This is a genomic window from Paenarthrobacter nicotinovorans, assembly GCF_007670255.1.
GTDB classification, from domain to species: Bacteria; Actinomycetota; Actinomycetes; order Actinomycetales; family Micrococcaceae; genus Arthrobacter; species Arthrobacter nicotinovorans_B.
The window spans coordinates 400,133-418,118 of the sequence record NZ_SZVS01000002.1; the positions used below are offsets into that span (position 1 = coordinate 400,133).

The 17,986-nt window shown below is 62.7% G+C and carries 20 protein-coding genes; 15 read left to right on the forward strand and 5 right to left on the reverse strand.

Annotated elements, in window-relative coordinates:
• The 7 genes from FDP28_RS04705 (at nucleotide 1) to map (ending at nucleotide 7,211) form a co-directional block, all read left to right on the forward strand.
• Nucleotides 1-570 carry an adenylate kinase gene (locus tag FDP28_RS04705; protein WP_174754477.1) on the forward strand — a complete coding sequence of 190 codons (570 nt, stop codon included), beginning with the start codon at nucleotides 1-3 and terminating at the stop codon, nucleotides 568-570.
• A 109-nt stretch (nucleotides 571-679) separates the two neighbouring features.
• Nucleotides 680-1,723 (forward strand): 3-oxoacyl-ACP synthase III family protein, encoded by a 1,044-nt coding sequence (locus FDP28_RS04710; protein ID WP_144659428.1) that lies wholly within the window; start codon nucleotides 680-682, stop codon nucleotides 1,721-1,723.
• Entirely contained in the window at nucleotides 1,720-2,517 is a 798-nt protein-coding gene (locus tag FDP28_RS04715; RefSeq protein ID WP_260842333.1) for a glycosyltransferase family 2 protein, read from the forward strand. The genes FDP28_RS04710 and FDP28_RS04715 overlap by 4 nt, the downstream gene beginning before the upstream one ends.
• Complete coding sequence (locus tag FDP28_RS04720; protein ID WP_144659429.1) at nucleotides 2,517-3,728, forward strand: cytochrome P450; 1,212 nt, start codon at nucleotides 2,517-2,519, stop codon at nucleotides 3,726-3,728. Before FDP28_RS04715 ends, FDP28_RS04720 begins: the two co-directional genes overlap by 1 nt.
• On the forward strand, nucleotides 3,721-5,442 hold the full coding sequence (locus tag FDP28_RS04725; RefSeq protein WP_144659430.1) for a class I adenylate-forming enzyme family protein: 1,722 nt from the start codon (nucleotides 3,721-3,723) through the stop codon (nucleotides 5,440-5,442). The genes FDP28_RS04720 and FDP28_RS04725 overlap by 8 nt, the downstream gene beginning before the upstream one ends.
• Nucleotides 5,439-6,350, forward strand: coding sequence for an NAD-dependent epimerase/dehydratase family protein (locus tag FDP28_RS04730; RefSeq protein WP_144659431.1), 912 nt, complete (start codon nucleotides 5,439-5,441; stop codon nucleotides 6,348-6,350). Before FDP28_RS04725 ends, FDP28_RS04730 begins: the two co-directional genes overlap by 4 nt.
• A 33-nt stretch (nucleotides 6,351-6,383) precedes the next feature.
• A complete protein-coding gene (map, locus tag FDP28_RS04735; RefSeq protein ID WP_144659432.1) occupies nucleotides 6,384-7,211 on the forward strand; it encodes a type I methionyl aminopeptidase in 828 nt (275 codons plus the stop codon).
• Nucleotides 7,212-7,271: 60 nt separating this feature from the next.
• Here the strand turns inward: map and FDP28_RS04740 are convergent, their stop codons facing one another.
• Genes FDP28_RS04740 through FDP28_RS04750 form a run of 3 tightly spaced genes read right to left on the reverse strand, consistent with a single transcriptional unit; the run spans nucleotide 7,272 to nucleotide 10,502 of the window.
• Nucleotides 7,272-8,618, reverse strand: coding sequence for an ABC transporter substrate-binding protein (locus tag FDP28_RS04740; RefSeq protein ID WP_144659433.1), 1,347 nt, complete (start codon nucleotides 8,616-8,618; stop codon nucleotides 7,272-7,274).
• Nucleotides 8,619-8,667: 49 nt separating this feature from the next.
• A complete protein-coding gene (locus FDP28_RS04745) occupies nucleotides 8,668-9,570 on the reverse strand; it encodes a carbohydrate ABC transporter permease (RefSeq protein WP_144659434.1) in 903 nt (300 codons plus the stop codon).
• Nucleotides 9,567-10,502, reverse strand: a complete 936-nt coding sequence (locus FDP28_RS04750; RefSeq protein WP_186313506.1) for a carbohydrate ABC transporter permease — start codon at nucleotides 10,500-10,502, stop codon at nucleotides 9,567-9,569. The genes FDP28_RS04745 and FDP28_RS04750 overlap by 4 nt, the downstream gene beginning before the upstream one ends.
• A 234-nt stretch (nucleotides 10,503-10,736) precedes the next feature.
• Here FDP28_RS04750 and FDP28_RS04755 point away from each other — a divergent pair, with 234 nt between their 5' ends.
• From FDP28_RS04755 to FDP28_RS04790, 8 genes are all read left to right on the forward strand, one after another.
• Nucleotides 10,737-11,687 (forward strand): P1 family peptidase, encoded by a 951-nt coding sequence (locus FDP28_RS04755; protein WP_186313507.1) that lies wholly within the window; start codon nucleotides 10,737-10,739, stop codon nucleotides 11,685-11,687.
• Nucleotides 11,688-11,882: 195 nt separating this feature from the next.
• Nucleotides 11,883-12,104 (forward strand): translation initiation factor IF-1, encoded by a 222-nt coding sequence (gene infA, locus FDP28_RS04760; RefSeq protein WP_009358723.1) that lies wholly within the window; start codon nucleotides 11,883-11,885, stop codon nucleotides 12,102-12,104.
• Between the two features lie 71 nt (nucleotides 12,105-12,175).
• On the forward strand, nucleotides 12,176-12,289 hold the full coding sequence (rpmJ, locus tag FDP28_RS04765; RefSeq protein WP_011775570.1) for a 50S ribosomal protein L36: 114 nt from the start codon (nucleotides 12,176-12,178) through the stop codon (nucleotides 12,287-12,289).
• Nucleotides 12,290-12,484: 195 nt separating this feature from the next.
• Nucleotides 12,485-12,862, forward strand: a complete 378-nt coding sequence (gene rpsM, locus FDP28_RS04770; protein WP_011775569.1) for a 30S ribosomal protein S13 — start codon at nucleotides 12,485-12,487, stop codon at nucleotides 12,860-12,862.
• A 51-nt stretch (nucleotides 12,863-12,913) separates the two neighbouring features.
• Entirely contained in the window at nucleotides 12,914-13,315 is a 402-nt protein-coding gene (gene rpsK / locus FDP28_RS04775; protein ID WP_021472435.1) for a 30S ribosomal protein S11, read from the forward strand.
• 148 nt (nucleotides 13,316-13,463) lie between these two features.
• A complete protein-coding gene (locus tag FDP28_RS04780) occupies nucleotides 13,464-14,474 on the forward strand; it encodes a DNA-directed RNA polymerase subunit alpha (RefSeq protein WP_011775567.1) in 1,011 nt (336 codons plus the stop codon).
• A 66-nt stretch (nucleotides 14,475-14,540) separates the two neighbouring features.
• Nucleotides 14,541-15,098 carry a 50S ribosomal protein L17 gene (gene rplQ, locus FDP28_RS04785; protein WP_144659436.1) on the forward strand — a complete coding sequence of 186 codons (558 nt, stop codon included), beginning with the start codon at nucleotides 14,541-14,543 and terminating at the stop codon, nucleotides 15,096-15,098.
• Between the two features lie 32 nt (nucleotides 15,099-15,130).
• Entirely contained in the window at nucleotides 15,131-16,021 is an 891-nt protein-coding gene (locus FDP28_RS04790; protein WP_186313508.1) for a tRNA pseudouridine synthase A, read from the forward strand.
• A gap of 141 nt (nucleotides 16,022-16,162) precedes the next feature.
• On the opposite strand, the gene FDP28_RS04795 is transcribed toward FDP28_RS04790, so the two are convergent.
• Both FDP28_RS04795 and FDP28_RS04800 read right to left on the reverse strand, forming a co-directional pair.
• Entirely contained in the window at nucleotides 16,163-17,041 is an 879-nt protein-coding gene (locus FDP28_RS04795) for a type II secretion system F family protein (RefSeq protein WP_144659437.1), read from the reverse strand.
• 9 nt (nucleotides 17,042-17,050) lie between these two features.
• Nucleotides 17,051-17,980, reverse strand: a complete 930-nt coding sequence (locus FDP28_RS04800) for a type II secretion system F family protein (RefSeq protein ID WP_260842335.1) — start codon at nucleotides 17,978-17,980, stop codon at nucleotides 17,051-17,053.
• Nucleotides 17,981-17,986: the final 6 nt, after the last annotated feature.

The window sequence follows — 17,986 nt, forward strand, 5'->3', positions numbered from 1 at the left end:
ATGCTGATCATTGGACCTCCCGGTTCGGGTAAGGGTACACAGGCTGAGCGGATTTCCGAGCGCCTCGGCGTAGTCGCCATCTCCACGGGCGACATCTTCCGTGCCAACGTAAAGGGCGAAACCCCTTTGGGCATTGAAGCAAAGAAGTACATGGATGCCGGCGACTTTGTTCCGGACAGCGTCACGAACAACATGGTTCGCGACCGCCTGAGCCAGAGCGATGTCGAAAATGGCTTCCTCTTGGACGGTTACCCGCGCACCACTGCGCAGGTTGACTACCTTGACCAGATCCTCGCTGAGGGTGAGCAGGAGCTCGACGTCGTGCTCCAGCTGACCGCTGACGACGAAGAACTGGTTGCACGGCTTCTTGGCCGCGCCAAGGAAACGGGCCGCTCGGACGACAACGAGACCGTGATCCGTCACCGTCTTGACCTCTACCACGAGCAGACCGAAGCCGTGGTGGCGAAGTATGCCGAACGTGGAATCCTCACCCAGGTGGATGGCATCGGCGGTATCGATGAAGTTACCGACCGCGTGCTCACGGCCATCGAGTCGGCCAAGGCTGTCTAGGCTTTCCACATAGCCGGGCGACCGGAGCTTCAATGTTGGGTGTGTCCCGTACCATAAGGTGCGGGACACACCCTTTTCTTATGACGCGGCACATTCTTGGGGGAAGCGCATGCAGAGAGCTCTGTCAGGACACAGCCGGATCGCGGGGCTTGAGGTCTACTTGCCGCCAGCGCGCCTGGACACGGCCGCCGTCGAACGCCGCATTGAAGAGTCCAGTCCCGGGTTCCGGGTCCCGAAAGGCCTCATCGGCAGGGTCACCGGCATCCGGTCCAGGAGTGTCATGGCCGATACAGAGCAGGCCTCGGACTTGGCCGCCAACGCCGCTGCCAAGGTCCTGGCGGAATGCGGGCTCCAGGCTCCTGATGTTGACCTGCTCATTTTCGCTTCAGCCAGCCAGGACATGGTTGAGCCGGCGACCGGCCACATGGTGGCCGCAAAGTTGGGACTGTCCTGCCCTGTCATGGACGTCAAGAACGCCTGCAACAGTTTCCTGAATGGCATGGAAGTCGCAGATGCCCTGATTGGCAGCGGACGTTATGCCCGTGTCGTGGTAGCGACGGGGGAGTCGCCTTCAAGGGCCGTGCGGTGGTCGGTTCCGGACTTCCCGACGTTTGCCTCGAGCTTCCCCGGCTACACCATGAGCGACGGCGGCGCCGCGGTGTTGCTGGAGGCTGCGGTTGGGCCTGTTGGGGCTGCCGGCGCCGCGGCAGGGATTGTCGCTGCGGCTTTCACTGCCAGAAGCAGCCACTGGTCCGTCGGGACCCTGGCGGCAGGCGGCTCGGCATTTCCACGTGATCCTGAGGCCAGCTACTTCGCCATGGATGGTGAAAAGCTCAAGGACGCCTTCCTTGACCTGGGCTCGGAGCTGCTCGAGGAGACCCTCGAGGCTTTGGGTCTTGCCTGGACTGACTTTGCCGTGGTCTGTGTGCACCAGGTCAGCGCACCTTACCGGCAGATCTTCGCAGAGGGTGCCGGTGTGCCGCCCGGGCTGTTGGTGAACTCTGTCGAGGAATTCGGGAATCTGGCATCAGTCAGCCTCCCCCTGCAGTTGAAGCTTGCTGTTGACAGTGGCCGTGCAGGTCCGGGCGACCTTGTGGCGTTGGTAGGCCTGGGCGGCGGCGTCAGCCTGGGAATTGCGGTGGTGCGGCTATGAGCCAGGAGGGTCCGGATAAGGGGCTGACGGGTACAGGCCCTTCGCGGGAGCTGTGCATAGCCATGCCGATGCTCAACGAAGAGAAGCTCGTAAGGCAGGCCTTGGACTCCTTGGCGGCGCAGTCGTTTCCGGATTTCACAGTGGTGGTAGTGGACAACGGTTCCACGGACCGCAGCTGTGCCATCGTGGCGGACTTCGCCGCGGAGCATCCGGACATGGACATCAGGTTGGTGCATGATGCCGAAAAGGGCACGGGCGCCGCAGCTGATACCGGCATGCGTTTTGGCGTCGAGCACGGAGCGCGGTGGCTGGCGCGGACTGATGCGGATTGCCTGGCAGCTCCCGACTGGACGGCGCGGATCATGGCCGCATTCGATGACGGGCTGGAACTGGTGGCCGGCCAACTGGTTCCCCGCGAAGACGAGGGAATCACGCAACGTGAACGGCTCATGATGTTGTTCGCCGTTGAAGTGGCTTCCTTCTTCGGAAAAATCCGTCCCGGAAACAAGGGCGAGGGGTACCTGGGCCCGTACCAGATGCTTCCAGGGTGCAATATGGCCATCACGGCAGACTTGTACCACCGCTCGGGTGGTTTTCCGAGGACCAGGATCGAGGACCTTCACGAGGACCGGGCATTATCCAACCGGGTTCGAAAGCTGACGCGCAATTACGGGCTGCGACGCGACGTGGTGGTCTACGGGTCCTCACGACGTGTGAAGGCCTGGGGACTGAAGAACACGCTGGCGTGGTACGCGGACCATCGGTACCGCCCCGAGCATGTGGACATTCGCTGATGGTCGGACCCGACGTGGAGCGTCAACAGAACACCCGGCAGATCGCGGCGGAACGGTGGGAGCGCCGTGTCCACCTTGGAGCGCACCCGGTGTTGTATCCGGTGATCCGTGGGCTTGGCGGATTACGTCCCGTACTGAGGCTTCCAGGGCTGGGAGTGCTGGTCAGCGAGGCCGGCTTGGTCCGCGAAGTGTTGATGAACCAGGAACTCTTCGTGAAGGACGGCCCGTCGGGCTCGGGGGCGCTGTGGACTCCCGTGGTGGGGCCGAAGGCGCTGCTGAACATGGACGGCGAGGAACACAGGCTCCTGCGGCGGCGGCTGGCAGACATTTTCACTCCCCGTTCCGTTGCGGGCATCGTGGAACCGGCAGCCCTTGCTTTGGAGTCACGCGTCCGCGGCGGTTTGGCCATGCAAGGCCGAGTGGATCTGGTGGACTGCGTGAAGGAATTGGCCGGTGGTGTCATTTCCCGGTTGCTGGGGATCCCTGCGGATGCCCCGGGGAGGCTGGCTGACAGGGAACTCTTCGACCTCGGTTCCTCCATCTCCTCCCTTGTCCGCCTGGGCCGGCCGTCGCTTACGGCGAGCCAGGTGGCCAAGGGAAAGGCCGCCGTCGAGGTTTTGGCCGGTCCGGTCCGGGTGGCCTACAGGGAAGGTGACCCGGAAACCTTCCCCGGCAGGCTCCATGAACTTGGCATGTCCGAGGACGAGGCGATGGGCATCATCAGCGCCTTCGTCATGGTGGGTACCGAGACATTGGTTTCGTTCGTGCCGCGGTTGGTGGCGCTGTTGGCTGACAGTGAACAGCTCGGCGAACTTGCCGGGGATCGGTCCGCCCTTCCTGCAGCAGTCAACGAGGCGTTGCGATTTACTGTTCCCTCGCCGATGATGCTTCGGGACGCAGTGGGAGACGGGATGATTGGCGGCACGAAGGTGCTCGCAGGAGACCGGATCCTGCTTTCGACCATTCACGCCGCCAAAAGCCTTGGGGGTTTTGATCCCTCCCGGCCAACCCCACAGCAGGCACGCCAGTTATGGTTCGGTGCCGGACCGCACTTCTGCATCGGCATGCCGCTGGCCATGGCCGAAATCAATTCGACCGTGGAGCTGCTGCTGGACTTGTACCGTCAGCGACCGTGGAGGATTGCCAGCCGCCACGTGAGCAGGGGAGTGCTGATACCTGGTTACCGGAGGTTGGAGTTGGCCCATGCCTGAGGAAGTACCTGCCCGGTCCATCGCCACCGCGGATTTGATCAGCGCAGTGTATGCCGCCGCAGAACGCGTTCCCGACCACCCGGCCATCACCGCACCCGGAAGGAGGCAGCGGCGTTGGACCAGACAAAAGAACGACGGCGTACGGCCCGGCCGCACCATCACTTACCGTGGGCTGGTAGCTGGCATCGAGGCAACGGCGCGGGGGCTCCTGGAAGAAGGATTCGGCTCAGGGGAGCGGATGCTCTTTTCCGTTCGCCCCAGTCCGGAAGCCTTCATCCTGGCCCTGGGTGCAGTCCGGGCCGGTGGTTCCGTGGTCTTTATCGACCCCGGAATCGGGCCTGCGCTCTTCCGGGACCGGGCGGAGCTTGCCGCACCGCGCTGGGCTGCCTCCGAGTCTCTCCTCTATGCGCTCAGTGCCAAGAGCCCGCTCCGTCCCTTGGCGAGGAGGCGGGGACTCCTCCTCCCGGATTACGGAGCAATGGACGTCCGGCACTTTTACTCCGGACCGTGGCTGCCGGGCGTGCCCCGGGGTGCTTCGCCGGTGAGGGCTCTTGCGGCCCCCTCCCACGGGGACGTGAGGCAGGATGACGCCGCGGAGTCGGTGACGGAACAAGAAGCTGTCATCATCTTCACCTCGGGCACCACCGGCTCACCCAAAGGCGTGGTTCACACGCGTGGCTCGCTCGCGGCGGGTTTCGAGCAGTTATCCACGCGGTGCACCTTCGGGGAGGGCGACCGGATCCACTCCGAGCAGCTCATGATGGGCCTGCCGGCCCTGATCGCCGGGGCACACTGGACCATGCCAGGTTATGGCTTCTCGGCGCACATCGATCCGCTGCGGCTGGCAGCAGAGTTGGGTCCTGCCTCGGGACAGGGAACAAGCTACGACGCCGCCACCCACCTTTTCCTGGTTCCCTCGCAGCTGGCGCCCATCCTGGATGCCGTCGAAGAGGGATCCGTGCAGCTGCCCGGAACGCTGCGGACCGTCATGCTCGGGGCCGCGCCGATTCTTGCGCCTTTTCTTGACCGCGCCATGAAGCTCCTGCCCGATGTGGACTTCAAGCTCATCTACGGCATGACGGAGGTGCTGCCGATCGCGATCGCGGACGGCCGGGAGAAGTTGGCCTTCGCCTCCGGCACGGAAGCCGAGTTCACGGCTCCCGATGGCAGCGGAGAAGGCGACTTCCTCGGGGAGCTGCTGCCCGCCGTCGGAATCCGGGTAGCCGAAGACCATGAGCTGTTCGCCCGCGGCCCGAACATGTGCCGCGGCTACCTGGGCGAGGACGCCATGGCGGAGCACGCGACAGGGGACCTCGTGCGGCTGGACCATGGCGGAACAGGGACACCCCGGTTGGTCATGATCGGGCGCAAGAAAGACATGATCATACGCGGCAAGACGAACATCTATCCCGCCCTCTATGAGCCATTGATCGCCGCGGTACCTGGTGTCCGGCAGGCGGTCATGGTGGGTGTTCCCGACAGCATCGGCGACGAAGCCGTCTGGCTGGCCGTAGTCCCGGGTCCCGGACAGGCTGCCCAAGCCCTCAAATCCCACTTGGCGAAGGAACTGCCCAAGATCATCGATGAGTCCGCGCTCCCGGACCATGTGGAAGTCCTGGATGCCCTTCCCACTACGGGAAGGCACCGCAAAGCTGACCGAGTGGCGTTGCGGGCCATGTTCGCCGCCCGCCCAGCGCCCGGGTCGGCAGGATGAGGATCGCAGTCACCGGCGCCACGGGGTTCATCGGTGGCGCGGTGGCCGACGCTGCTGAAGCCCGCGGTTGGGAGGTGGTGCGTTATGCCCGCAGACCAGGGGAGGGATTGCGCTATTGGGACTTGGCCGGGCTGCCGCCCGCACAGCTTCCGGCCGTGGATGCGGTAGTCCACGCCGGAGCACACGTAGCCGACTGGGGAGACGCGGCGCTCTTTCACCGGACAAACGTGCTGGGAACCAGGGCAGTTGCCGAAGCCTTCGCCGGCACCCGTCTGGTGCACCTCTCCAGTTCCAGTGTGTATCCCTGGTGGCAACCGTGCGTTGACCGCGCAGAAGAGGAAGTGGCCTCCCGGCACCTGAATGCCTACGGCCGCAGCAAGGCGCTCGCCGATGTGGAAGCGAGGAACCATGGCAATGCCGTAGTCCTGCGCCCCCACGGTGTTTATGGTCCGGGGGATCGAACGCTCCTTCCCCGCCTGGTTGGCAACATCACCGGCGGGCGGCTGATCAGTGTGGGTAACCCGCGGGTGAAACACCAGCTGACGCATGTGGACAACCTGGTCCGGGCCGTACTGGCTGCCTGCCAGTCAACGGTGAAGGGCGCCGTCAACGTCGGAGATGCAGAACCCGTTGAACTGGGAACTGTCCTCCGGCAGGTCCTGGACGTCTCCGGCCATTCCGGCGTTCCCATCACCTATCTGCCCGAGTCTGCGGCAATGGCGCTCGCAGCGGTTTCTGAAACCGCATCACGGATCAGTGGACGTGCTCCGAAGGTGACCCGCTACGCCGTCAGCCAGGTGGGGAAGCAGCGAACCTACCGTTTGGACCGGCTGCGCCAGGAGCTGGGAATCGAGCCAATTTCGACCACGGTCTCCGATGCGGGAAAATGGTTGGAGCACGGGGCCTGATCGGTCCCAACCGCAAACCTTCCAGAGGAGAACATGGCGTTCGGTCAGCCCCGCATTGAATACAAGAGCAACGAGCAGATGCGCACCATGCAGCAGGCCGGGCTCGTCCTGAGCAGCGCACTGGACGCTGCCGTTGCTGCTGCCAAGCCCGGCGTCACCACCAAGGACCTGGATGATGTCTTTGCCGCGGTGCTCAACGACGCCGGAGCCAAGTCCAACTTCCTTGGCTACCACGGTTTCCCGGCCACCATCTGCACCTCCGTGAATGAGGAAGTGGTCCACGGCATTCCCGGCGGGCGCGTCCTCCAGGATGGCGACATCATCTCCATCGACGGTGGTTGCATCGTTGATGGCTGGCACTCGGACTCTGCACGCACTGTCATCGTTGGCACCGCTGACCCCGAAGACCAGCGGCTCTCGGATGTCACTGAAGCAGCCATGTGGCGGGGCATCGCAGCGCTGGCCAAGGGAAAGTTTGTGGGCGATATCGGCAACGCAATCGATGACTACGTCTCCTCGGTTCCCGGCAAGCCCTTGGGAATTCTTGAGGACTACGTCGGCCACGGCATCGGTTCCGAGATGCACATGGCCCCTGATGTCCTGAACTACAGGACCAGCCACCGTGGTCCCAAGATCCGTCCGGGGCTTTGCCTTGCCATCGAGCCGATGCTGGTTCGCGGTGACATCGAAACCGCAACCCTCGACGACGACTGGACAGTCGTCACCACGGACGGCAAGCGTTCCTGCCAATGGGAGCATTCGGTAGCCGTCCACGAAAAGGGCATCTGGGTACTGTCCGCCCCCGATGGAGGCGCCGCACAATTGGCGCCCCTCGGCGTCGTTCCTGTCCCGATCCCGTAGCACCTGAATAAGAAGAGCGCGGCTTCCGAAGTAGCCGCGCTCTTGCTTTGCCGCGAAAAGTCAGGACTTCAGCTTCGGCTTGACGTCCTTGGTGTAGATGCCTTCAAGCGTCTTCTTCAGCTCATTCATGGTGGCCTGTACGTCGCCCTGCTGGGTAAGGATTTTGGCTGCCGACTTGGCCATTTCCTGGTCCGCGCCCGGCAGGAACACGCGTGCGTTGTCCTGGACCTTGGTGGCTGCGAGCTGGTCCATGGCGGTCTTGATCTGCGGCGTCGCCGCGAGGACAGCGGACATGTCAGCTGAGACCCGGGTAGGCATATAGCCGGTAGCGGCGGAGAATGCAGCAGTGTTCTCCGGCTCGGTCATGAACTTGAGGAACGTCGCGGCGGCCAGCTGTTCTTCCTTGGTGATGCCGCTGGGGATGCCCAAACCGGCACCGCCAGTTGGGCAGACGCCGCTGGGGGCCTCGGGGCCGCCGGGCAGGAACCCGACGCCGACATTGAACTTGGCTGCCTTCAGGACGCCCAGGAGTGAACCCGTCGAGGAGATGGTGGAGGACGTGATGCCGGCGGCGAAGTCGTCAGCTGCTTCCTTGGAGGAAACACCTGCCCAGCCGTCCTTGTAGATGGAGTCCTGGGCCCATTGAAGGGCTGCTACGGATTCCTTGGAGTCGCACGTGATGTCCCAGCCCTTGGACCAGCCGCCGCCCCAACCCCACAGGTTGTTTTGCAGGGTCCACCCGGCATAACCGGCGAGGGCGGGGTAGATGTATGCGTACTGGGCCCCGGAAGTGGCCTTGAGCTTGGGGGCCCACTCCGCGAACTCCTGCCACGTGGCCGGTGCGCGGTCGGGGAGGCCTGCTGCCTTGAAGTGGTCCTTGTTGTAGTAGAACAGCGGGGTGGAACGGCCGTACGGCAGGGCCCACTGCTTGTCGTCGTACTTGTAGTCGTCCACCAACGATTTCTGGAAGTCGTCGATCTTGATATCCAGCTGCTTGACCAGGCCATCGAGGGGGATGATGCTGCCGTTGGTGAAATAGCGGAACCACCAGACGTCGGAAAGGACCACCAGGCCCGGCAAGCCGGTCTTGGCCGCCTGCGACGTCTGGAACTTCTGGGCAATCTCCTCGTAGTTGGCGCCGGCGGTGACCAAATTGACTTTGATGTCCGGGAACTTGGCGTGGAACTTCTCGATGATGGCCTTCTCGACGTCCTGGGACTTGCCGGGGTGGTTTGTCCAGAAGTCGATGGAGGCCGCGGGCTTGACGCCGTTGAAGTCGATGGTTCCGGTGTCGACGGCGTCTGCCGGACCCGCCGTCGACGGTCCGCCGCAAGCGGCGAGGGCCGCAGCCCCGGCTCCGAGGCCCGCCAGACCCAGGAAATGGCGGCGGTCAAGGGTGGTGCTCATGGTGCTTCCTCTCAATAACTGACATTGATGCGAATGGTGCAGTGGAGAACTAGCCGGTGACGCTGCCTTGGGTCAGCCCGGCGACGATATAGCGCTGGAGTGCGGCGAACACCAGCAGGATGGGGACGATCACCAGGACCGCTCCGGCCATGAGGATTCCCCAGCCAGCACCGTTGCCTTCAGAGTTCTGGAGCAAGGTCAGGCCCACGGGCAGCGTCATGGTTTCGGGCCGGTCGGTGATGATCAGGGGCCAGATGTAGTCGTTCCATTCACTGACGACGGTCACCAGGGCCACGGTGGCGATGGATGGCACGGACACGGGGACGATGATCTGCCACAGCCTGCGCCAGTGGCCTGCCCCATCGATCTCCGCGGCTTCCAGGATTGACGGCGGCAAAGTCAGGAAATGTTGCCGCAGGAGGAAGGTGCCGAACGCCGTGCCAAGCCCCGGCAGGATGATGCCCCACAGGGTGTTCTTGCCGCCCATGCCCGCTATCAGGATGTAATTGGGCAGGATCGAGACCTGGGCCGGGACCATGAGGGCCACAAGGATCAGCACGAAGATGAAGTTCTTGAACGGGAAACGCACGAATACCAGCGCGTAGGCGGTGAGGATGGCCAGGACCACCTTGATGGACGAGCCCACCGCTGTGACGATCAGGCTGTTGGCGAAGAACTGCGCGAACGGGACCGTGGTCATGGCCGTGACGTAATTCTGCAGATTCAGCGTCTCCGGAAGGATCTTCAGATCCATGGTGACGATTTCGCCGGGCTGCTTGAAGGAGCTCAGGAGCATCCACAACAGGGGCAGGAACACCACGAGGGTTGCGATGATCAGGGGGACATAGCCGGTTGCAACTGTCTGCAGCAGATTGGACCTGGAGAGTGGACGCTCCGGTACAGCGGTTTGTTCGGCGTCTTCACGAACCAGGACGGGTGCCGGGGCGCTCATGAGTAGTGGACCTTTCGCTCAACGAACCGCAGTTGGAGGACGGTAATGACCAGCAGGATGGCAAAGAGGATCACCGAAACCGCTGCCGAGTAGCCGGCCCTGTTGTAGGCCCCGAATGCCTGGAGGTAGGCCTCGTAGATCAGGGTGCTGGTGCCGTTGCCCAGCGGAGTCATGATGCGGATGAGGTCGAAGGCCTGCAGCGAGCTGAGCATGGTGGTGATGAGCAGGAAGAACGTGGTGGGGGAGAGCAACGGCAGCGAGATGTTGAAGAACCGCCGGACACTGTTGGCCCCGTCCAGCGCGGCGGCCTCCATCACGTCCCGAGGCAGGGATTGCAGCCCAGCCAGGAACACCACTGCGCAGTAGCCCAGGTTCTTCCACACGTAGACGATGATGACCATCACCAGCGAGAGCTGGGGGTCGTTGATCCACTGGGGACTCTGTTGGCCCAAGCCCCGGAGGATCCAGGCGAGGACTCCATATCCGGGATCGAAGATGAACAACCACACCAGGCCGACGCCGACTCCCGACAGAACGTAGGGCGCGAACACCGCCGAGCGGGCGAACGTGGTGCCCCGGACTTTCGAGTTCAAGGCCAGGGCGACCAGCAAGCCGAGGACCATGGACCCGCCCACGGTCAGCACAGTGAAGATTGCCGTGGTTCCCAGGACCTTGGACGCGTCCTCGCTGGTGAAGAACGTGACGTAGTTCTGAAGTCCGACCACTGTGGCCCTTGAAGAACCGAGGGTCCAGTCCAAGGTGGAGTAGTAGATGTTGTTGATCAGGGGCCAATAGGTGAAGGTTCCGATCAACAGCAGGTTTGGCAAGGCCATGGCCAGGAACACCACAAAATCCTTGCGGCTACGGCCGGACCAGCGTGGCCGTGCCTGAACGGGCGCGGCGCTGCTCTTGTTTATCAAAGGGGCAGTCATGTAGTACTCACGGTTTCGGCGAATGCGGGGCGCCTGCTCCCTCACAGGGGCGGCGAAGACAGGCCTAGCTCACCACATTGGCCATGGCCTCCATTGCCAAAAGCCGCCTCCGTAGCGAGAGTTGTCTTACACTTCCGGGACCGTTCACCGGACGTTACCCGCGCATTCGTATTTGAGGCCAGACTCCCGTTTTGTTGCCGGGTGGGCGGTTGCGCCGAGGTGGAGAATGGAGCCATGAATTCGATCACCGATGTTGAAGGCATCCGGATTGGGCACGTGCAGAAGAACGACGACGGGTGGCTCAGTGGCGTGACCGTCGTCCTTCCGCCTGTGGGAACCGTGGGATCGGTTGACGTGCGAGGCGGAGGCCCGGGAACGCATGAGACGGACGCCCTCGACCCCACCACCCTTGTCTCGACGGTTGACGCGGTGGTACTGACCGGAGGGAGCGCCTTCGGTCTGGTGTCGGCGCATGGCGCCCAACGATGGTGTGAAGAACAAGGGCGGGGATTCGCCGTCCCCGGCACCGTGGTTCCGATTGTTCCGGCCGCTGCCATCTTCGACCTCGGCCGCGGTGGCGACGTGCATGCCCGACCCGACCAGGAGATGGGTTACCAGGCAGCTGCCGCGGCCTTCGCCTCAGGTGACCATGCCGCCGTCGAACGCGGAAACGTCGGCGCCGGTACCGGTGCCGTCATTGCCCGCGGACAGTACAAGGGCGGCGTAGGGACGTCCTCGATCGAACTCGAGGGCGGCGTCATCGTAGGTGCGCTGGCGGTGGTCAACGCGCTGGGTTCGCCGGTGTTTCCTGCGGGACTGCAGGCCGGGAATAAGCCAGCGCGGGTCGAACCGCAGGGACTCAACACCACGCTCGTCGTCATCGCGACGAATGCGGTTTTGGACGTAGCCGAGTGTAGGCGGACTGCTTCGTCCGGGCATGCGGGCCTGGCGCGGGCCCTTGATCCGTCCCATACTTTGGCGGACGGCGACACCGTTTTCGCTCTGGCGACTGGCGCCGTCGCCCTTGATCGAAGCAGCGAACAGGCACGGCAGGTATCGCTGATCACCTTGCAGAGTGCGGCTGCCGAGGCGGTCAGGTTGGCCATCCTGGACGGCGTTGAGTCGGCCGAAAGCATCACGACGGCGGCGGGCAGCTTCCCGGCCTATCGTCCGGTGGGGGAGTGACGGCCGGGGATACGTGCGCTACCATGGTCGGATTTAACTTTCCAGCCTGATTGGCGTAGAGTTGTTTGTTGGTTGTCTGTGCAGCCGCGCCCTTTTTAGGGTCGTGGTTCCAGGACGGTCAAGCAAACAAAAAACGTCCGTTGGATCTTCGGTGCCTCATCGAAGGACGGCGGCAAACAACAGTTAGCGGAGGATATGGCCAAGAAGGACGGGGTCATTGAGATCGAGGGCGTTGTGACTGAGGCGCTGCCCAACGCGATGTTTCGTGTTGAGCTCACCAACAAGCACATCGTTCTCGCACACATCTCTGGGAAGATGCGTCAGCACTACATCAGGATTCTCCCAGAGGACCGGGTAGTGGTGGAGCTGAGCCCATACGACCTCACACGTGGTCGTATCGTCTACCGCTACAAGTAAATTGCTGGGCGGCAGGCAATAGTGCCCAAGCCGCTCCAGCAGATCAACTGCAAAACACGCAAAGGAACGCCATGAAGGTCAAGCCGAGCGTCAAGCAGATCTGCGACAAGTGCAAAGTGATCCGCCGTAACGGCCGGGTCATGGTGATCTGCGAGAACCCGCGCCACAAGCAGCGCCAGGGCTAATTCCCTTTCGGGAATCAGCGCCCGCAAGGGCAAACCTGGGTTGCTAGCCCACGCAAGTAAATAAAGGCAGCACAAGCTGTGCCAGGACTGCTTCACAGAGCCTGGTCAGCGAACCCCCGGTCGGAGGCTGGGGCCGCACTGAAAGTGCGGGTGTACTGCCTACGACCTCCGGTTTATTCAAGGAGTACCGCCACTATGGCTCGTCTCGCTGGCGTAGACATTCCCCGCGAAAAGCGGTTGGAAATTGCGCTTACTTACATCTACGGCGTGGGCAAGACCCGTGCACACGAAACCCTGGCTGCCACCGGCATCAGCGCTGACGTTCGCGTCAAGGACCTGACTGACGCCGAACTGGTTCAGCTGCGTGACTACATTGAAGGCAACTACAAGGTTGAGGGTGACCTTCGCCGCGAGGTAGCCGCTGACATCCGCCGCAAGGTCGAGATCGGCAGCTACGAAGGCCTGCGCCACCGCAAGGGCCTGCCCGTACGCGGTCAGCGTACGAAGACCAACGCTCGTACCCGCAAGGGCCCGAAGCGCACCGTCGCCGGCAAGAAGAAGGCCGGACGTTAATCCCTCGGGATTGACCTGGTTTTCCCCCGATAACTTTCTGTAGGAGAAACAATGCCCCCGAAGACTCGTGGAGCGGTTCGTAAGCCGCGTCGCAAGGATAAGAAGAATATTGCGCTTGGACAGGCGCACATCAAGAGCACCTTTAACAACACCATCGTGTCCATCACGGACCCGACTGGCGCTGTGATCTCCTGGGCTTCCGCCGGTGAGGTTGGCTTCAAGGGCTCCCGTAAGTCCACCCCGTTCGCTGCCCAGATGGCTGCCGAAGCTGCTGCAAAGCGCGCTCAGGAGCACGGTCTGCGCAAGGTTGACGTTTTCGTCAAGGGACCGGGTTCGGGACGCGAAACCGCAATCCGTTCGCTTCAGGCTGCTGGCCTCGAGGTTGGCTCCATCCAGGACGTCACCCCCAGCGCCCACAACGGTTGCCGCCCGCCGAAGCGCCGCCGCGTCTAATTAGGTTCACCCTGCCTGACTGGCCGGGCCTGCTGTGGATGGTTTGACCGTCCACAAGCATGGCCCGGCTGGTCAGGCTGGAAACCGAAGCCGATTTCCACCACCTGTGTTGCGTCATATAGCGGATGCTCGCCGAAAGGAAACCTAAGTGCTCATTGCACAGCGCCCCACCCTGTCTGAAGAAGTTGTATCCGAGAACCGCTCCCGTTTCATCATTGAACCGCTGGAGCCGGGCTTCGGTTACACCCTCGGAAACTCCCTCCGCCGTACCCTGCTCTCCTCCATCCCCGGTGCTGCTGTAACCAGCATCCGGATCGATGGCGTGCTGCACGAGTTCACCACGGTTCCGGGTGTCAAGGAAGATGTCACCGAGATCATCCTTAACATCAAGAACCTTTCGGTTTCCTCCGAGCACGACGAGCCGGTTGTTGCTTACCTGCGCAAGCAGGGCCCCGGAGTCGTCACCGCCGCGGACATCGCTCCGCCGGCCGGCGTCGAATTCCACAACCCGGATCTGCACATTGCCACTCTGAACTCGAAGGGCAAGTTCGAACTCGAGCTGACCATCGAGCGCGGCCGTGGCTACGTTTCGGCAGCTCAGAACAAGTCCGGCGACTCCGAGATCGGCCGTATCCCGGTCGACTCGATCTACTCGCCGGTCATGAAGGTAACTTTCCGCGTGGAAGCTACCCGTGTTGAGCAGCGCACCGACTTCGACAAGCTCATTGTCGACGTCGAGACCAAGCAGGCAATCGCTCCGCGCGATGCTGTTGCTTCCGCAGGCACCACCCTGGTGGAACTGTTCGGTCTGGCCCGTGAGCTGAACACCGCAGCTGAAGGTATCGAGATTGGCCCGTCGCCGACGGACGCTGCCCTGGCAGCGGACATGGCTCTGCCGATCGAGGATCTGGACCTCACGGTCCGTTCCTACAACTGCCTCAAGCGTGAGGGCATCCACACCGTGGGTGAACTCGTTGCCCGCTCCGAGGCTGACCTGATGGACATCCGTAACTTCGGTGCGAAGTCCATCGACGAGGTCAAGGCAAAGCTCGTCGAACTGGGTCTGTCCCTCAAGGACTCCCCTCCCGGTTTCGATCTCGCAGCCCGCGCCGCAGCCATCGAAGAGGACGACGCCGCGTTCAGCGACGACGAGCTCTAAACAGCAGATCTTGGCCGCCGGGTCCAGCAATGGACCTGACCGGCTCACATAACAGGAGAAATAACTATGCCTACCCCCACTAAGGGTCCGCGCCTCGGAGGCGGCCCGGCTCACGAGCGCCTGATGCTCGCGAACCTGGCAGCTGCTCTTTTTGAGCACAAGCGCATCACCACCACGGTCACCAAGGCCAAGCGCCTCAAGCCGTACGCAGAGCGTCTGGTCACCTTCGCCAAGCGTGGCGACCTCGCTTCCCGCCGCCGCGTTCTCGGCCTGATCAGCGACAAGGGCGTTGTCCACGAGCTGTTCACCGACATCGCCGGCGCCGTTGCCAACCGCGATGGTGGCTACACCCGCATCACCAAGATCGGCAACCGCAAGGGCGACAACGCTCCCATGGCTGTCATCGAGCTCGTTCTCGAGCCGGTTTCCCCGAAGCAGGCCGTTGTTGCTGAAGCAACCGCTGCCGCTGCCAAGGCTGCTCCGGCTGCCGAAGCTCCTGCCGAGGAAGAGGTTGTAGAGACCGAAGCTGCTGAAACCGAAGAGGCTCCGGCCGCTGAAGCCGAAGCTGCTGACGCTGAAGTTGCTGAAACCGAAGAGGCTCCGGCCGCTGAGGACAAGAAGTAATTCACTGAATTCTTCACAGTAGACTTGAGTCTATGAACGAACGAAAACCCGCTGCCCCCGTATTGGGGGGCGGCGGGTTTTTGCGTGTCCGGCTTGATCTTTCCTACGACGGCGGCCCTTTCAGCGGGTGGGCATTGCAGCCGGGCCTGCGGACCGTGCAGGGCTCCCTTGAAGAGGCTTTGGCCTTGCTCCTGCAGCGCAGTGTGCGTGTAACCGTCGCCGGCCGGACCGACGCCGGTGTCCACGCCCGCGGCCAAGTAGTCCACTTCGACGTCACCGAAGCCGAGTGGCTGTCTCTGCCGCGCGGGCACGAACTTGATCCCGCCGTCGCAATTTTGCGGCGGCTCCGCGGCGCTTTGAGCCGCGTCCTGGGCGACTTCACCGGTGCAGTGGAAGTGCACGACGCCGGTCTGGCGCCGGAAGGTTTCGACGCGCGCTTTTCGGCACTGTGGCGCAGGTACAGTTATCGGATTGCCGACGGTCCAGGGCGATGGGATCCGGTGCTCCGTGGCATCACGCTCTGGCACAAGGCGGCCTTGGATGTTTCCCTGATGAATGAGGGCGCTCAGTCCTTGCTGGGGCTCCAGGATTTCCGCTCGTACTGCAAGCCCCGGGAGGGCGCCACTACTATCCGCGAGCTGCAGAAGTTCTCGTTTGCGCGGGGGAGCGATGGCGTCATTGTGGCCACCGTGCAGGCTGACGCGTTCTGCCACAACATGGTGCGTTCGTTGGTGGGATCAACCCTGCGGGTGGGCGAGGGGCTGGAGGCTCCCATATGGCTTCACGAGCGGCTGCTTGAGCGGAAGCGGGATGCGAAATCCGTGCTGGCTGCGCCACATCCGCTGGTTTTGGAGGAAGTCGCCTACCCGTCTGACAGTGAGCTGTTGGCCCGGGCCGAACTGACGCGGGCGCGGCGCGAGTAGCCTTTTGTCGTGCCGCACCCGGACGTTGGAGGACCCCCTCCCGGCTCTGGGTACCGGAAGGGGGCCGTTGTGGCACTCCGTGGTCTGGGATCCGCGAAGTGCCGGTCTATGGGGGGCGGTTAAGGTTGGTTGGAGAGTCGCCTATCCGGAAAAAGCCTTGATGATGCCCATGACTGCGGGACCCAGCAGGATGATGAACAAGGTGGGAAGGATGCAGAAAAGCAGGGGAAACAGGATTTTCACCGGAATTTTCATGGCGTACTCCTCAGCCCTCTGACGCCGCTTGGTTCGCATCTCTTGGGCCTGCGACTTCAGGACTTTCGAGATGGCGATGCCGTAGGCATCCGCTTGGACTATGGCCCGGACAAAGCTTCGGACGTCCGGCACATCCACGCGATCCGACATGGCGAGATAGGCCTCTTTGCGGCTTCGACCTACTTGGATGTCCTGGAGAGTTCGTATGAGCTCATCTGCCAAGGGGCCGGTCCCGTTCGTTGCCGCCCGTGCCATGGAAGCTTCGAAACCCAGGCCCGCCTGCACTGCAATTAGCATCTGGTCCAGAGTGTTGGGCAGTTCCATGCGAATCGCAGCCCGGCGCTTTTCCGCATTGGAACGGATCAGCAAGTCCGGCACGAAATAGCACAGGGCGGTCGTAGCCAAACCCAGGAGTAATTTTCCGACGTTGGGATCGCCCAAGTACAAGACCAGTCCCAACAATGCGCCGGCGATTGAGGCCATTGGCTTTGCCGCCAGGACTTTGTCCAAAGGCCACTCCTTGGGCCGTCCCGCCCCGGCAAGTTGTTTGTCTAGCCATGCAATATACCCGTCGGGGGCGAACCGCCTGGAGACTCCTGCTATCCGTTGGACTGCTGTGACGGGACGGGTCGTGAGGACGGAGGTGCGGCCCAGATTGGACCTGATGTTACGGAGGCCCGCCCGGTCGCCGGCCACAGCAAGCCAAACGAGCAAGGAGACTGGGGCGACAATGCAGAGGACTGCGGCGTAGGCAAAAAGTGTCATGGCTGGCTCCTAGAACTTCGGCTTGATAAGACGGCTGAGCCAGAACCACCCCAGGCCCAGCATCACAGCTGCCACCCCGAGCATCAGGTATCCCGGAAGGGTAGAGGTAAAGGTGTGAGCGTAGGTGGGATTAATCAGCATCAGCGCGAAGAACATCGCTATCGGCAACGCCAGCAAGACGATGGCAGACATTCGGCCTTCCGCACTCAGCGCCCTTACTTGCCGTCGGATCTGGTTGCGATCCCTGATGGTTTCACCCACGTGATCCAATACTTCGGCGAGATCCCCGCCCACTTCACGGTGGACTTCGATGGCTTGGGCAATCCACGCAAGATCCTCGCTTTTTGTCCTCTCGGCAACATCCAGCAAAGATCCGCCGAGATCCCTCCCGATCCGGGACTCATTAACCACGCGGCTTAGTTCTTCCGACATGGGAGCTTGGCTTTCCACGGCGGCAGCATCCACCGCACGCAGGAGGCTGTGGCCTGCCCGAAGCCCACCAGTCAGGAGCTGAAGGGTGTCCGGCACCTGTTCCTCGAAGGCGGCTCTCCGACGCGCGGTCAGCAGGCGCAGTGCAGCGTAAAGGCCCAAAACTCCGAAGAAGACGAAGACGATGCACATGAACAGCCCGCCCAACGAGGCCCCCGCCACTGCGCAGACCAGCAGCACCACGCCGGACAGGACCATATAGTCAGACGCCTGCTTCTTAAGTCCGGCGGCATCGAGGACCGCTGGCGAGAGAATGCCGCGGGGGCGGTCCAGAAACCGTGAGGCTACGAGGCCCCTGGCTGAGCCGGCAACGACATCCAGCGCCGTCCGACGCACCAGGGCCGGGGGTTGCCGCCGCTCAAGGGCAATCGTTCGCCTCGACTTCAGGACAACCGTCACCAAAAGCAACAGAGCGATGTAGACAAAGATCAAGCCAATCGCCAGAACCATTGGCGA

Coding starts and splice junctions, on each gene's coding strand:
- FDP28_RS04730 (WP_144659431.1), top strand. CDS start 5,439: ATGAGGATCGCAGTCACCGGCGCCACGGGGTTCATCGGTGGCGCGGTG.
- rplQ (WP_144659436.1), top strand. CDS start 14,541: ATGCCTACCCCCACTAAGGGTCCGCGCCTCGGAGGCGGCCCGGCTCAC.
- rpsK (WP_021472435.1), top strand. CDS start 12,914: ATGCCCCCGAAGACTCGTGGAGCGGTTCGTAAGCCGCGTCGCAAGGAT.
- FDP28_RS04755 (WP_186313507.1), top strand. CDS start 10,737: ATGAATTCGATCACCGATGTTGAAGGCATCCGGATTGGGCACGTGCAG.
- FDP28_RS04790 (WP_186313508.1), top strand. CDS start 15,131: ATGAACGAACGAAAACCCGCTGCCCCCGTATTGGGGGGCGGCGGGTTT.
- FDP28_RS04725 (WP_144659430.1), top strand. CDS start 3,721: ATGCCTGAGGAAGTACCTGCCCGGTCCATCGCCACCGCGGATTTGATC.
- map (WP_144659432.1), top strand. CDS start 6,384: ATGGCGTTCGGTCAGCCCCGCATTGAATACAAGAGCAACGAGCAGATG.
- FDP28_RS04740 (WP_144659433.1), bottom strand. CDS start 8,618: ATGAGCACCACCCTTGACCGCCGCCATTTCCTGGGTCTGGCGGGCCTC.
- FDP28_RS04705 (WP_174754477.1), top strand. CDS start 1: ATGCTGATCATTGGACCTCCCGGTTCGGGTAAGGGTACACAGGCTGAG.
- FDP28_RS04795 (WP_144659437.1), bottom strand. CDS start 17,041: ATGACACTTTTTGCCTACGCCGCAGTCCTCTGCATTGTCGCCCCAGTC.
- FDP28_RS04720 (WP_144659429.1), top strand. CDS start 2,517: ATGGTCGGACCCGACGTGGAGCGTCAACAGAACACCCGGCAGATCGCG.
- rpsM (WP_011775569.1), top strand. CDS start 12,485: ATGGCTCGTCTCGCTGGCGTAGACATTCCCCGCGAAAAGCGGTTGGAA.
- FDP28_RS04800 (WP_260842335.1), bottom strand. CDS start 17,980: ATGGTTCTGGCGATTGGCTTGATCTTTGTCTACATCGCTCTGTTGCTT.
- FDP28_RS04715 (WP_260842333.1), top strand. CDS start 1,720: ATGAGCCAGGAGGGTCCGGATAAGGGGCTGACGGGTACAGGCCCTTCG.
- infA (WP_009358723.1), top strand. CDS start 11,883: ATGGCCAAGAAGGACGGGGTCATTGAGATCGAGGGCGTTGTGACTGAG.
- FDP28_RS04710 (WP_144659428.1), top strand. CDS start 680: ATGCAGAGAGCTCTGTCAGGACACAGCCGGATCGCGGGGCTTGAGGTC.
- rpmJ (WP_011775570.1), top strand. CDS start 12,176: ATGAAGGTCAAGCCGAGCGTCAAGCAGATCTGCGACAAGTGCAAAGTG.
- FDP28_RS04745 (WP_144659434.1), bottom strand. CDS start 9,570: ATGAGCGCCCCGGCACCCGTCCTGGTTCGTGAAGACGCCGAACAAACC.
- FDP28_RS04750 (WP_186313506.1), bottom strand. CDS start 10,502: ATGACTGCCCCTTTGATAAACAAGAGCAGCGCCGCGCCCGTTCAGGCA.